This is a genomic window from Pseudomonas sp. p21 (genome assembly GCF_001642705.1).
Classification (GTDB): domain Bacteria; phylum Pseudomonadota; class Gammaproteobacteria; order Pseudomonadales; family Pseudomonadaceae; genus Aquipseudomonas.
This window is the reverse complement of record NZ_LWBV01000003.1, coordinates 731,775-747,028: the sequence shown is the minus strand read 5'-3', so window position 1 is coordinate 747,028 and position 15,254 is coordinate 731,775. Positions and strand designations below refer to the sequence as shown.

At 63.1% G+C, this 15,254-nt stretch carries 2 protein-coding genes; both read left to right on the top strand.

Translation table 11 applies throughout. The features are described 5' to 3' along the window. The gene (locus A4C63_RS12800) at positions 1-3,345 is read left to right on the top strand and encodes a non-ribosomal peptide synthetase (RefSeq protein ID WP_063912956.1); all 3,345 of its coding nucleotides are present in this window, start codon (positions 1-3) and stop codon (positions 3,343-3,345) included. Positions 3,346-3,357: 12 nt separating this feature from the next. Beyond that, positions 3,358-15,189 (top strand): amino acid adenylation domain-containing protein, encoded by an 11,832-nt coding sequence (locus A4C63_RS12795; RefSeq protein WP_063912955.1) that lies wholly within the window; start codon positions 3,358-3,360, stop codon positions 15,187-15,189. Positions 15,190-15,254 lie beyond the last annotated feature (65 nt).

Sequence of the window (15,254 nt, the reverse complement as noted above, 5' to 3'; positions counted from 1 at the left end):
ATGAGCACCGATAACCGCAACACCGATCTGGTTCACCGCTTCATTCGGCTGCCGCTCGAGCAGCGCAAGCTGTTTCTGGAAAAGCTGGCATCCAAGGGTGGCAGCCTGGCGCAACTGCCCATTCCGCAGGTGCGCGGAGACTTCGAGCAGCTGCCGCTTTCCTACGCCCAGCTACGCCAGTGGTTCCTATGGAAGCTGGACCCGGCGAGCGCGGTGTATAACATTTCCTCGGCCTTGCGGTTCAAGGGGAGCCTGGACCGGGCAGCCCTGCAGCGAGCCTTCGACAGCCTGCTGGCCAGGCACGATGCGCTGCGTACCACCTTCCACCAACAGGACGGGCAGGTGCAGCAGGTGGTTCACCCACACCTTGCGTTGACGGTGACCTATGAACAGCTGAATGGGGCAGGCGAGGAGGCCTTGCGCGAGCAAGTGGAGCACGAGGCACGTCAAGGCTTCGACCTGGAGCATGGGCCGCTGCTGAGGGTAAAACTGCTGGCGCGCGATGCGCACGAGCACGTGCTGGTGCTGACCCTCCATCACATCATTGCCGATGGCTGGTCCATGTCGTTGATGGTGGAAGAGCTCATGCGTCTGTATGAGGCCTATAGCCAGGGCGGTGATGTGCAGCTGCCCGCGCTGCCCATCCAGTACACCGACTACGCCATCTGGCAGCGTAGCTGGATGGAGGCCGGTGAGCAGGCACGGCAACTGGCCTACTGGACCGCGCGACTGGGTGGCGAGGACACGGTACTGGAAATGCCGATGGACCGCCCGCGACCAGCGGTCAGCAGCCTCAAGGGAGGGCGGCTTGCTATTGACCTGCAGGAACAGCAGGCGCGTGCGCTCAAGCAGTTCGCCCAGCAACAGGGCGTAACGCCGTTCATGCTGCTGTTGGCCAGCTTCCAGATCCTGTTGCACCGCTATTCGGGGCAGGCTGATATCCGCGTCGGCGTGCCGGTAGCCAACCGTAACCGGGTGGAAACAGAACGCCTGATCGGCCTGTTCGTCAACACTCAGATACTGCGGGCCGAGTTCGACGTGCAGATGACCTTCACGGATTTCCTGGGCCAGGTCAAACAGCGTGTGGTCGAGGCTCAGGCCCATCAAGACCTGCCGTTCGAGCGACTGGTGGAGGCCCTGCAACCAGAGCGCAGCCTTAACCACAGCCCGCTGTTCCAGGTGATGTTCAACCATCAGACCCAGGCCAGGGGCGAGCGCCGCAGTCTGCCGGGGCTGGAACTGGAAGCTGTGGCGTGGGACAACCACACGGCCAAGTTCGACCTGACCCTGGAAACCTTCGAACACGAAAGCGGTATCGGCGCTGCACTGGTCTACGCCACCGACCTGTTCGATGCCTCGACTGCCTGCAGCCTGGCCCGACACTGGCAGAACCTGCTGACGGCCATCGTCGAGCAGCCCACCCAGCGCATCGCAGACCTGGCCCTGCTGGACGCCAATGAGCACCGGCAGATCATCGAAGACTGGAACGCTACCCAGGCCAGCTACCCGAATGCCAGTTGCATCCACCAGCTGTTCGAGGCGCAAGTGGCGAAAACCCCGGATGCCCCGGCGCTGATCTTCGGCGAGCAGACGCTGAGCTATGCCGCCCTCAACCGCCGGGCCAACCAGTTGGCGCACAAGCTACGCGAACAGGGGGTTGGCCCGGATGTGCTGGTGGGCATCGCCATGCAGCGCACCCTGGAAATGGTCGTCGGCCTGCTGGCTATTCTCAAGGCGGGTGGCGCCTACGTGCCGCTGGACCCGGAATACCCGCAGGACCGCCTGGAATACATGCTCGAAGACAGCCAGGCGATCCTGCTGCTGTCGGAGACCAGCCTGATTGCCCGATTGCCCGGGCAGTTCCAGTCGCGCACGCTGCTGCTCGACCAGCTGTCGCTGGAAGGCTACCCGGACACCGACCTGACCTGTGTGACCAGCCCTCGCAACCTTATCTACTGCATCTACACATCAGGCTCGACGGGCAAGCCCAAGGGCGTGCAGGTCGAGCACCGCAGCGTGGCGGCGCTGATCGGCTGGTCGCTGTCGGTTTACAGCCAGGCAGACCTGTGTGGCGTGCTGTTCTCCACCTCGATCTGCTTCGACTTGTCGGTCTGGGAGCTGTTCGTCACCCTGTCGGCCGGTGGCTATGCGGTGCTGGCCGGCAATGCCCTGGCGCTGCCGAACCTGGCGGCCAAGGACCGGGTGCGGCTGGTGAACACTGTGCCGTCGGCGATCAAACAGTTGTGCGAAACCGGCAGCATTCCGCCGTCGGTCAAAACCATCAACCTCTGCGGCGAGGCGCTGAAGCAGTCGATCGTCGACGACCTCTATCACCTGGAGCATGTGCGTGATGTGTACGACCTGTATGGCCCGTCCGAAGACACGACCTATTCCACCTGCACGCTGAGGGCGGCCGGTGGTAAGGCCAACATCGGCCGGCCTTTGCACAACAGTGCTGCCTATGTGTTGAGCGGTGCCCTGCAACCGGTGCCGGTGGGCGTCGTCGGTGAGTTGTACCTGGCCGGTGCCGGGTTGGCCCGTGGTTACCTGAGGCGCCCGGGGCTCAGCGCCGAGCGCTTCATTCCCAACCCCTTCGATGCGCAGGGCGGGCGCATCTACCGGACCGGTGACCTGGCCCGTTATCGGCCTGATGGTGTGCTGGAGTACGTCGGCCGGGTGGACCACCAGGTGAAAGTCCGCGGCTTCCGCATCGAACTGGGCGAGATCGAGGTGCGCCTGCAGCAGGAGGCTGTGCGCGAAGCCGTGGTCATGGCCGTTGACGGGCCCGCTGGCCAGCACCTGGTGGCCTACGTGGTGCCTGCCGATGCTGGCGTGATGGTCGATGCCGGTGCGCAATCGTTCCTGCGTGACCACCTGCGCGCTGCATTGAGGAAACACCTGCCGGAATACATGGTGCCTTCCTACCTGTTGCTGCTCGACAAGCTTCCACTGACACCCAACGGCAAGCTGGACCGCAAGGCGCTGCCACGCCCGGACGTTGCCCTGCCGGAAGAAGCCCATGTGCCGCCGCGCACACCCTTGCAACAGCAGGTGGCCGCCATCTGGGCAGATGTGCTGAAAGTCGAACGGGTTGGCCTGGGTGACAACTTCTTCCTGCTGGGTGGGCACTCGCTGATCGCAACCCAGGTAACCAGTCGGGTCCAGGAACAGGCCGGGCTGCCGGTCAGTCTGAAGGCGCTGTTCGAATACCCCGATCTGGGCGACTACTGCGCGCAGCTTGAGCAGCTCATGCCACAGGTAGACCCCGTTCAGAATGAACTGGCTAAATCCCTGGAGGCCCTGAAACGTCTAACTACGGAGGAAATTGAAAAGCTGGTTTCTTAGGAGATTTTGACTGTGCAAGAGCTGCTTGAGTCTGTAAAGCTACTGTCCACCAAAGAGCGCCAGGCCCTGGCAGCCTTGCTCAAGCAACAGGGGGTGAACCTGTATGGCGTCACCCCGATCTTCAAGCGTGAGCCTGAAGCGTCGCCGCCCCTCTCCTATGCCCAGCAGCGGCAATGGTTTCTCTGGCAACTGGAGCCTGCCGCATCGATCTATAACCTACCAGCGGCCTTGCGCCTGCAAGGTCATCTGGATGTCGAGGCGTTGCAGCGCAGTTTCGATGCGCTGATTGCCCGCCACGAAACCCTGCGCACCACCTTCAGCGAAGAAGGGCAGGGCGCCGTACAGGTCATTCACCCCGAACACACTCTGGCGCTGGATATCCAGACGCTGCAATGCGCCGATGAAACCAAGATGCGTGAGCAGGTGGAAGCCGAGGCACGCCGCCCGTTCGATCTGCAGCAGGGGCCATTGCTGCGGGGCAAGTTGCTGCGCCTGGGCCAGAACGAGCATGTGCTGGTCGTGACCATGCATCACATCGTGTCCGATGGCTGGTCGATGCCGCTGATGATCGATGAGTTGATGCAGCTGTATGCGGGTTACAGCCAAGGCCAGGAGGTGCAGCTGCCGACGCTGCCGGTCCAGTATGCCGACTATGCGATCTGGCAACGCCAGTGGATGGAAGCGGGCGAGCAGGAACGGCAACTGGCGTACTGGAGGGCACAACTTGGCGATGAGCAGCCAGTGCTCGAATTACCGACCGATCGCCCCCGTGCTGTGTCCAGTAGCCACCGAGGCGCCCGGTATGAGGTTCGGCTGCCCGAGGCCCTGGTGCATTCGCTCAGGCAGTTGGCCCAGCGTCAGGGCGCAACACTGTTCATGTTGCTGCTGGCCAGTTTCCAGACCCTGTTGCACCGCTATTCCGGGCAGTCGGACATCCGTGTCGGGGTCCCGGTTGCCAACCGCAACCGGGTGGAAACCGAACGGCTGATCGGCTTTTTCGTCAATACCCAGGTATTGCGCGCCGAGTTCGATCTGCAGATGACCTTCAGTGACCTGCTGGCGCAGGTCAAACAGCGTGCGCTGGGTGCGCAGAGCCACCAGGATCTGCCATTCGAGCAGTTGGTGGATGCCCTTCAGCCCGAACGGAGCCTGAGCCACAGCCCATTGTTCCAGGTGATGTACAACCACCAGATGCAGGCCAAGGGCAAGCAGCGCAGCGTGCCGGGGCTGCAGGTGGAGGGGGTGACCTGGGACCACGACACGGCCAAGTTCGACCTGACCCTGGACACCTTTGAATACGAGCACAGCCTCGGCGCTGCCCTGAGTTACGCGACCGACCTGTTCGATGCCGCGACCATCGAACAGATGGCACAACACTGGGTGAACCTGCTTGAGGCGATCGTGCGCCAGCCCGGGCAGCGCGTAGTCGATCTGCCGCTGGTCAGCCTGGCGCAGCAGGATCAGACCGTGCAGGCCTGGAACCCGGCCTTGACGCATTTCCCAGGCGAGCAGCCTCTTCATCAACTGATCGAGGCCCAGGTCCAAGCCGCTCCGAATGCGGTGGCGCTGGTCTGCCGCGAGCAGACCCTGAGTTACGCCGAGCTCAACCGACGGGCAAACCAGTTGGCGCACAAACTGCTGGAGCTGGGTGCCGGGCCGGATGTGCTGGTTGGCCTGGCCGTTGAGCGCAGCCTTGAGATGGTCATCGGCCTGCTGGGCATTCTCAAGGCGGGCGCTGCCTACGTGCCACTCGACCCGGAGTATCCACAGGACCGCCTCAGCTACCTGTTCGAGGACAGCGGCATACGCCTGTTGCTGACCCAGCAGCACCTGCGTGACGCGCTGCCAGTGCCGGCAGGCGTGCATACGCTTGTGCTGGACGGTGATACCGAGCTGGCCGGCTACAGCGAAGCCAACCCCGTCTGCCGGGTGAACGCGGACAACCTGGCTTATGTGATCTACACCTCGGGCTCTACCGGCAAGCCCAAAGGGACGCTGCTGCCGCATCGGAACGTGGTTCGCCTGTTTGCAGCCACTCGGCACTGGTTTCATTTCGACGCCAGTGACGTATGGACGGTGTTCCACTCCTACGCCTTCGACTTCTCGGTATGGGAGCTGTATGGCGCGTTGCTGTATGGCGGCCGAGCGGTCATCGTGCCCAAGGATGTGGCACGCTCCAGCGAAGACTTCCATGCCTTGCTGGTACGTGAGCAGGTTACCGTACTCAATCAGACGCCATCAGCCTTCAAGCCGCTTGTCCCGGTTGCCTGCGAGGCGGCGAAGGCCGGCCAGGGCCTGAACCTGCGGTACGTGGTGTTTGGCGGCGAAGCCCTGGAGGTGAGCAGCCTCAAGCCTTGGTTCGACGTGTTTGGTGACTGCACGCCGCGCATGATCAACATGTACGGCATTACCGAAACAACCGTGCACGTGACCTACCGGCCGATCACCCTCGAAGACTTGCAAAAGGGCGCCAGCAGCCCGATCGGCGAGGTGATTCCCGACCTGTCGTGGTACCTGCTCGATGCGGCATTGAACCCGATCATGCCGGGCTGCACAGGTGAAATGCTGATTGGCCAGGCGGGCCTGGCGCGGGGTTACCACGGTCGCCCCGGGTTGACCGCCGAGCGCTTCGTGCCAAACCCCTTCGATGACAACGGTGGCCGCCTGTACCGTTCGGGCGACCTGGCCCGTTACCGTACCGACGGGGTCATCGAATACATCGGGCGTATCGACCATCAGGTGAAGATTCGCGGTTTCCGTATTGAGCTGGGTGAGGTCGAAGCACGCTTGCTCGAACAACCTGCGGTGCGCCAGGTAGCGGTGCTGGCGGTGGATGGCGCCAGCGGCAAGCAACTGGTGGGCTACGTGGTACCCGTCGACGCTGGCATGCTGCAGGGGGCTGAACAGCAGGCCGTGTTGCGTGACAGCCTGCGCGCCGAACTGAAGGCCAGCCTGCCTGAGCACATGGTACCTGCGCATCTGCTGTTCCTGGAGCAGCTACCACTGACCGGTAACGGCAAGCTCGACCGCAAGGCCTTGCCGGCGCCGGATGCCAGCTTGCTGCAGGGTGAATATGTCGCGCCGCAAACCGAGCTGGAGCAGCAGATCGCGGCGATCTGGGCCGATGTGCTGAAGTTGGAGAAGGTTGGCCTTGCCGATAACTTCTTCGAGTTGGGCGGCGACTCGATCATGTCGCTGCAGGTGGTCAGCCGTGCTCGTCAGCTGGACATCCAGTTCACCCCCAAGGAGCTGTTCCAGCACCAGACTGTGCAGGGGCTGGCGGCGATTGCCCGGCAAAACACCGGTACTGCAATCGATCAAGGGCGGGTGGAAGGCAGCATGCCGCTGACTCCGATCCAGCACTGGTTCTTCGCATCGGACATCGTCGAGCGGCATCACTGGAACCAGTCGGTGATGCTGCGCGCCAGCGAGGTACTGGATGAACAACACCTGCAAGCGGCGTTGCAATCGCTGGTCGAACACCACGATGCACTGCGCCTGCAGTTCGTCCAGGAGCATGGCCGTTGGCAGGGCAGCTTCGGCGGTGCCGGGCAGGCTCTGTTGTGGCGTCGAGAGGTGGCAGATGCTGGGGCGCTGACATCGTTGGCCAACGAGGCCCAGTGCAGCCTGAACCTGGAGCACGGCCCGTTGCTGCGTGCCGTTTTGGCCGACTTGCCGGACGGCAGCCAACGCCTGTTGCTGGTCATCCATCACCTGGTCGTGGACGGCGTGTCCTGGCGGGTGCTGCTGGAAGATCTGCAACTGGCCTACCAGGCGTTGCGCAGAGGCGAGCTGGTGCAATTGCAGGCCAAGACAACGTCATTCAAAGCCTGGGCCGAGCAGTTACGGGACCATGCGACTAGCGCAGCGCTGCAAGCGGAGCTCGGCTATTGGCAGGCGCAACTGCAAGGCGCCAGCGATGTCCTGCCGTGCGACCGCCCACAAGGCAGCAACCTGGGGCGGCATGCCACCTCGGTCAGTACTCGCCTTGACCGCGAGCTGACCCGGAAACTGCTGCAGGACGCACCGGCAGCCTACCGCACACAGGTCAACGATCTGTTGCTGACAGCACTCGCCCGGGTGATCAGCCGTTGGACGGGTAACGCCGATGTGCTGGTGCGCCTGGAGGGCCATGGGCGTGAAGACCTGTTCCAGGGGGTCGACCTGAGCCGCACCGTGGGTTGGTTCACCAGCATGTATCCAGTCAGGCTCAGCCCGCAGGGCGGACTGGCCGATTCGCTCAAAGCCATCAAGGAGCAGCTGCGCGCGGTGCCCAACAAAGGGCTTGGGTATGGTCTGCTGCGCTACCAGGGCGACGCCGAGGCGCAGGCGACCCTGGCGGCCTTGCCGCGTGGCGAGATCGTGTTCAACTATCTCGGCCAGTTTGACGCCAGCTTCGACGAGCAAGCGGGGTTGTTCGAGCCAGCCAAGGAGTACCCTGGCTCCACCTGTGACGAAGATGCGCCGCTGGGCAGCCTGTTGGCACTGAACGGGCAGGTGTATGGAGGTGAACTGAAACTGGGCTGGAGCTTCAGCCGCGAAGTGTTCGACGAGGCTACTGTCCAGCACCTGGCCGACGATTATGCGCAAGAGCTGGCGCTGCTTATCGCCCATTGCAGCCAGCCGCAGCACCGTGGCTTCACGCCCTCGGACTTCCCGCTGGCCTTCCTGACGCAGGCGCAGCTGGACAACCTGCCCGTGCAGGTCGAGCAGGTCGCCGATCTCTATCCGTTGTCGCCGATGCAGCAGGGCATGCTGTTCCATACCCTGTACGAACAGCAGTCCGGTGACTACATCAACCAGATGCGCGTGGATGTCCAGGGGCTGGACGTGGAGCGCTTCCGCCAGGCCTGGCAGGCGGCGGTGAATAACCACGCTATCCTGCGCAGCAGTTTTATCTGGCAGGGCGAGTTGGAGCAGGCCGTGCAGGTGGTGCACAAGGAAGTTGTGCAGGCGCTGGTCGAGCACGACTGGCGCGGCCAGCCGGCATTGGAACAGGCACTGCAAACCTTGGCCGAGGGTGACCGCCAAGCTGGTTTCGCGCTAGACCGGGCACCACTGCAACGGCTGACGCTGGTGCGCACGGCGGATGACTGCCACCATTTGATCTACACCAACCATCACATCCTGATGGATGGCTGGAGCACTTCACGCCTGCTGGGAGAGGTGCTGCAGCGTTATGCCGGGCGGCAGGTCACGGCACAGACGGCGCCATATCGCGACTATATCGCTTGGCTGCAGCGCCAGGACGCAGCGGCAGCCGAAGCGTTCTGGAAGGCTCGGTTGGCGCCGCTGGGGGAGCCGACCCGGCTGTCCCAGGCGGTGCGCCGAGGCGCTCCACCGCAGCAAGGCCAGGGTGAGCACTATCAACTGTTCGATCGCGAGATAACCCAGCGAATCGAAGGCTTCGCGCGTGCCAACCGGGTTACCGTCAATACCCTGGTGCAGTCTGCCTGGTTGCTGTTGTTGCAACGCTACACCGGGCAGCCTGCCGTATGCTTTGGTGCCACCGTGGCGGGGCGCCCTGCGGACCTGCCGGGGGTGGAGGAGCAGATCGGCCTGTTCATCAATACCTTGCCGGTCATCGGTGCGCCGCGCAGCGAGCAGACCGTGGCCGAATGGGTTGCCCAGGTGCAGGCCTGCAACCTGGCCATGCGCGAGTTCGAGCATACTCCGTTGAACGAGGTGCAGCGCTGGGCCGGCCTGGGCGGCGAATCGCTGTTCGACAGCCTGCTGGTGTTCGAGAACTACCCGGTTTCGCAGGCTCTGCAAGAGGGTGCACCAGAGGGGCTGCGCTTCGGTCCGGTGGCCAACCTGGAGCAGACCAACTACCCCCTGACCCTGGCCGCCACCTTGGGTGAGACCCTGTCCATCCAGTACAGCCACAACCGCGCCAACTGGGACGATGTGGCTATCCAGCGCTTGGCCGAGCATTTCGGCAATCTGTTGCGGGCACTGGTCGATGATGCTACGACGGCTATTGGTGAGCTGTCGTTGCTGGGTGGGGCCGAGCGCCAACGGGTGCTGCATGACTGGAACCCTAGCGCGGCAATTACCCCGTCCGGCATGTGTGCTCACCAGTTGTTCGAGGCGCAAGCCCGTGAGCGACCCGATGCGTTGGCGCTGGTGTTCGGTGAGGAGCAATTGACCTACCGCGAGCTGGACCTGCGCACCAATCGCCTTGCGCACTTGCTGGTTGCGCACGGTGTTACTGCCAACAGCCTGGTGGGCATTGCTGCCGAACGCGGCCTGGCACTGGCCGTGGCGTTGGTTGCCATCCACAAGGCCGGCGCGGCTTACGTGCCACTGGACCCGGACTACCCACAGGACCGCCTGGCCTACCTGATCCAGGACAGCGGCATTGGCGCGCTGCTGGGCGACGCTGAGGCCATGGCGCGCATGCCGGTGCCTGCAGGCCTGCCATGCATCGACCTGCAGCCGGGTGAGCAGTGGCTGCAAGCTTTTAGTGAGCAGTCGCTGCCCTGCGAGGTTTCGCTCGACAGCCTGGCCTATGTTATCTACACCTCAGGTTCCACCGGCATGCCGAAGGGCGTGGCCATTGCTCACCAAACGCTGTCGGTGTTTTGTGACGTCGCCAGTGTCTACTCGCAGTTGACCCCGCAAGACCGGGTACTGCAGTTCGCCACATTCAGTTTCGACGGGTTCATCGAGCAGTTCTTCCCACCGTTGTCGCGTGGTGCGTGCGTGGTGATGCGCGACCAGCAGCTGTGGGACACCGACACCTTCAGCGAGCAGGTCATTCGCCATGGCGTCACCGTGGCTGACCTGCCAGCGGCCTACTGGCGTTTGCTGGCGCTGGATCGCCGCGCTGCGCACACCTATGGCCGTTTGAAACAGATCCACGTCGGCGGTGAGGCCGTGGCCCTGGACGGGCTGCAGGCATGGCTGGAGGATGGGCCGGTGCAGGTACGCTTGCTCAATACCTACGGCCCCACTGAAGCTACCGTGGTCGCTACCACCTATGATTGCTCGCGTCTGGCACAGGTGCCCGGCGCGCAGAACGGCGTGCCGATCGGTCGTGCGCTGGCCGGGCGCGTCATGCGTGCCCTGGATGATGGCCTGTCGCCTACGCCAATCGGTGTGTCGGGTGAACTGTACATCGGTGGTGACGGCTGCCTGGCTCGTGGCTACCACCAGCGGCCGTCGCTGACCGCCGAGCGCTTCATTCCGGACCCGCTGGCTGAAACACCGGGCGCGCGCCTGTACCGTACCGGTGACCTGGGATACTTCGACGAGCAGGGTGAGCTCGCCTACCGTGGCCGGGCCGATCATCAGGTGAAGGTACGTGGCTTTCGCATCGAGCTGGGCGAGATCGAGCAACACTTGCAAGCGCATCCACAGGTCCGCCAGGCAGCGGTTATCGCCGCCGACCATGCAGGCGTGAAGCAGCTGTGCGGATATGTGGTGCCTGTTGACCAAACCGTTGAAAGTGCGGATTTGTGCGCGGCGCTGAAGCAGGCACTGAAGGCCAGCCTGCCGGACTACATGGTGCCGACCTACCTGATGCTGCTCGAGCGTATGCCCATGACCCCGAGTGGCAAGCTTGACCGCAAGCAGCTCCCGGGTATCGATCAGGCGCAGGCGCACAGTGAGCATGTGGCACCGCGTAATGCGCTTGAGCGGCAACTGGCGGATATCTGGGCTGGCGTGCTGAAAGTGGCGCAAGTCGGGATTACCGACAACTTCTTCGAGCTAGGTGGCGATTCGATCATTTCGATTCAGCTGGTCAGCCGCGCGCGCCAGGCGGGTATCCGCTTTACGCCCAAGCAACTGTTCCAGCACCAGACGGTGGAACTGCTGGCTGGCGTTGCAGAAGTTGGCGTGCAAGTTAGCGATGATCAGGTCACAGGCAGCCAACCGGTATCCTTGGCTGGCCTGACCCAGGCGCAGCTGGATCGGCTGCCGGTACCCGTGGAGCAGATTGACGATATCTACCCTCTGTCACCGATGCAGCAAGGCATGCTGTTCTATAGCGCCCAGGGTGGGGACGCGGCGCTCTACCTCAACCAGACGTCGGTAGCGGTTGACGGCCTGGATATCGAGCGTTTTGCAGAGGCCTGGAAACAGGTGGTGGCGCGGCATGACATCCTGCGCACCGGGTTCTGGTCCGACGCGCAACTGACACAACCGATGCAAATCGTTCATCGCCATGCCGAACTGTCGATCCGGGTGCTTGACTGGCGTGACCGTGAGGTCGAGGCCGCGGCTTTGCAGGCCTTGGTCGACAGCGACGCCGAGCAGGCCTTCGACATGTCGCAGGCCCCGTTGATGCGGATAACGCTGGTGCGTCTGGATGGCCAGCGCATGCAACTGATCTGGACCCGTCATCACATCCTGATGGATGGCTGGAGCAACTCGCGCCTGCTGGGTGAAGTGTTCCAGGCCTATCATGGACAGGCGCTGGACACGCTTGTACCGCGCTTTGGCGACTACATCCGCTGGCTCGAGGCACAACCTCAGGCCGAGCTCGAGGCGTTCTGGACGCGCAAGCTTGCCGCGCTGGAAAGCCCAACTCTGCTGGAGCAGGCGTTGCTGCCACGGCCGGATGCCAACCTGTCAGGGCATGCAGCGCTCTACCTGCATTGGGATGCCCAGCGTACCCAGCGCCTGCGTGCTCTGGCTCAGCGCCTGCGGGTAACACCCAATACCTTGGTGCAGGCCGCCTGGTTGCTGCTGTTGCAGCGCTACAGCGGGCAACAGGCTGTCTGTTTCGGCGCTACCGTGGCCGGCCGGCCGGCGAACCTGCCGGGTGTGGACAACATGCTCGGCTTGTTCATCAATACGCTCCCCGTCGTGCAGGCGCCTGCCGCACATTGGCGCGTCAGCGACTGGCTGCGGCAACTGCAGGACTACAACCTTGAGTTGCGTGACCACGAACATGCGGCGTTGTCGAATGTTCAGCGCTGGGCCGGGCGCCCGGGGCAACCGTTGTTCGATAGCATCATCGTGTTCGAGAACTACCCGCTGGACGATCGTCTGCACGACAGCAGCGATAACGCCTTGCAGTTTGGCGCCGTGACCGAGCGAGGTGTGACCAACTATGCAATGGACCTTGCCGTACACCTGACCGATGTTCTCTCGGTGGAGTTCATGTACCTGCGTGGCAGCTTCAGTGAGGCCGCTACCGCGGTTATCCGTGGCAGCTTCGAGCGCCTGCTCGAAGGTATGCTGGACAACCCGAATGCCGCCCTGGGCAGCCTGCAAATGCTGACATCAGGGCAAGTGCAGCAGGCCAACGAGCGCAACCTGATGGTGCCAGGCACAGCGGATGTGCCGGGTTTGGCCCAGCGTATCGCCGAGCACGCTCGACTGCAGCCTGATGCCCCGGCAGTGGTCTGCGCTGGTCAGCAGTTGAGCTATGCGCAGCTTGACCAGCGTGCCAACCGCCTGGCGCACCACCTGCTTGCCCTGGGTGCCAGGCCGGAAACCACGGTTGGTATTGCCCTGGAACGCTCGGTAGAGGTGATTGTCGCCTTCCTCGCGGTGATGAAGACCGGTGCTGCCTACGTACCGCTGGACATCGATTATCCTCAGGAGCGTTTGCAGTGGATCGTCGAAGACTCGGCCATGCACTTGCTGCTGACCAACAGTGCCTTGCGCGAGCGTTTCACCGAGGTGGAGCAGTGCGTCGAGCTTGACCGCCTGGAGCTGGCAGGCCTGCCTGCCAGTGTGCCGCACGTGCCGGTGCTGGACGACAACCTGGCCTATCTGATCTACACCTCTGGCTCGACTGGCAAGCCCAAGGGGGTAGCAGTTAGCCACGGGCAGATCCGTATGCATTGCCAGGCCATTGTTCAGCTTTATGAGATGGACGAAAGCACACGTGAGCTACTGTTCATGTCGTTCGCTTTCGATGGTGCCCAGGAGCGCTGGCTGTCGACGCTGTCGTCAGGTGGCTGCCTGGTGGTCCGTGGCAATCGCTTGTGGACTGCGGAGGAAACCTGGCAAGTCCTCCATGAGCAGCGCATCGATATCGCCTGCTTCCCGCCGGCCTATCTGCAACAGTTGGCCGAGTTCGGCGAGAGCCAGCAACAGGCTGCGCCGCCTGTGCGCATTTACTGCTTTGGTGGCGATGCGGTGCCCGATGCCCTGTTCGAACTGGTCAAGCGTTCGCTACGGCCGCAATACCTGACCAACGGCTACGGGCCTACCGAGACGGTGGTCACGCCGTTGCTGTGGAAGGTATCGGCCATGCAGTCCTGCCAGGCAGTGTATGCGCCGATCGGTGATCGGGTCGGCCTGCGTACCCTGCATGTGCTCGATCAAGACCTCAATCCACTGCCTGATGGCGTGGCGGGTGAGTTGTACATCGGTGGAGAAGGGCTTGCGCGGGGCTATCACCAGCGTGCGGCGCTTACCGCCGAGCGCTTTGTCGCCGACCCGTTCGCCGACGGTGCGCGCCTTTACCGTACAGGCGACCGCGTACGCCGCCGTGCCGATGGCACCGTCGACTTCATCGGCCGACTCGACAACCAGTTGAAGATTCGCGGGTTTCGCATCGAGCCAGGCGAGATCGAAGCACGCCTGCGCAACCTGGCTGGGGTGCGCGATGCAGTGGTAGTGGCGCGTGAAGGTACCACCGGCAAGCAACTGGTTGGATATGTGGTCAGCAGTAGTGTGGTCACCACGCCGGCACAATTGCGCGAAGCCCTGCGTGCGGAGCTGCCGGATTACATGGTGCCAGCGCAACTGGTGCTGCTTGATGCGATGCCCCTGACACCCAACGGCAAGATCGACCGCAATGCGCTGCCGGCACCTGATTTTGTAGGGCAGCGCCTGCGTCTTGCGCCGCGCAACGAGGTCGAGCAAGCCTTGGCGCAAATCTGGCAAGAGGTGCTGAGTATTGAGGAAGTCGGTATGGACGACAATTTCTTCGAGCTGGGTGGCGATTCGCTACGGGTGCTGAAAATGCTTTCCAAAGTGCGTGGGCACAGCGGCTTGCAGTTGGACCTGAAGTTGCGTGACGTAATGGCCAGACCGACCATTGGTGAGCTGTCGGGCTACTCGGCTACTGAAGCCAGCCTGGACCCGGTGCTGTTGCTCAATACCCGTATCGCCAGTGGCACGCCGCTGTTCTGCCTGCATGCAGGCTTCGGCACGGTGTTCGACTACGAGCCTCTGGCGCGTCGCCTGGAAGGTGTGTGCAGTGTCTATGGCGTGCAGTGCCGCATGCTGCTGGACCGCACGTGGCAGGACGAGTCGCTGCAGGCGATGGCTATCGACTATGCGCAGTACATCCGCCAGAAGCAGCCTGAAGGGCCGTATCGGCTGGTTGGCTGGTCGCTGGGTGGCACCTTGGCGGTGCTGGTAACCCAGGAGCTGGAGCGACAGGGGCAGGCAGTGGCATTGCTTGGTTTGGTGGACAGCTTTGTGCCAAATGCGTCACATGCTGAGGTGGTCGAGGACTGGAGGGACGATTTGCAGGGTTTCCTCAGCGTGTTGCTGGGCGTACCCAAGCAACAGCTGGCAGTGCCCGCCGTGGCCGTGGGTACTGATGTTCAGTCGCTGCAGGGCGTTATTGGGCAGATACGCGCCGCGCAGGCCGGCCAGTCACGTTATGCCGATATCGACAGTGCCGAATTGGCCCACACATTTGTGGTGGCGATGCGCTTGAAAGCCTTGTCGGCGAACCTGACCAGCCTGCCGCGGACCCGGGCATTGGCAACCTGCTGGTGGGCTGGCCAGGATAGCGACCCGGCCTGGACTTTCGAAACAGAGGGGAACCATGCGGTCGAGGCGGGGCACTATGACATTCTCAGGCAGCCTGAAGTGATCGAAGGCTTGGCCATGCACTGGACGATGGAGGACGCCATGGCTGATTGAAGGACGCTGACGGGCTGACCTGATGTCATCACCCATCGCCCCGCACTGGCAGCCCGGAAGCTGCT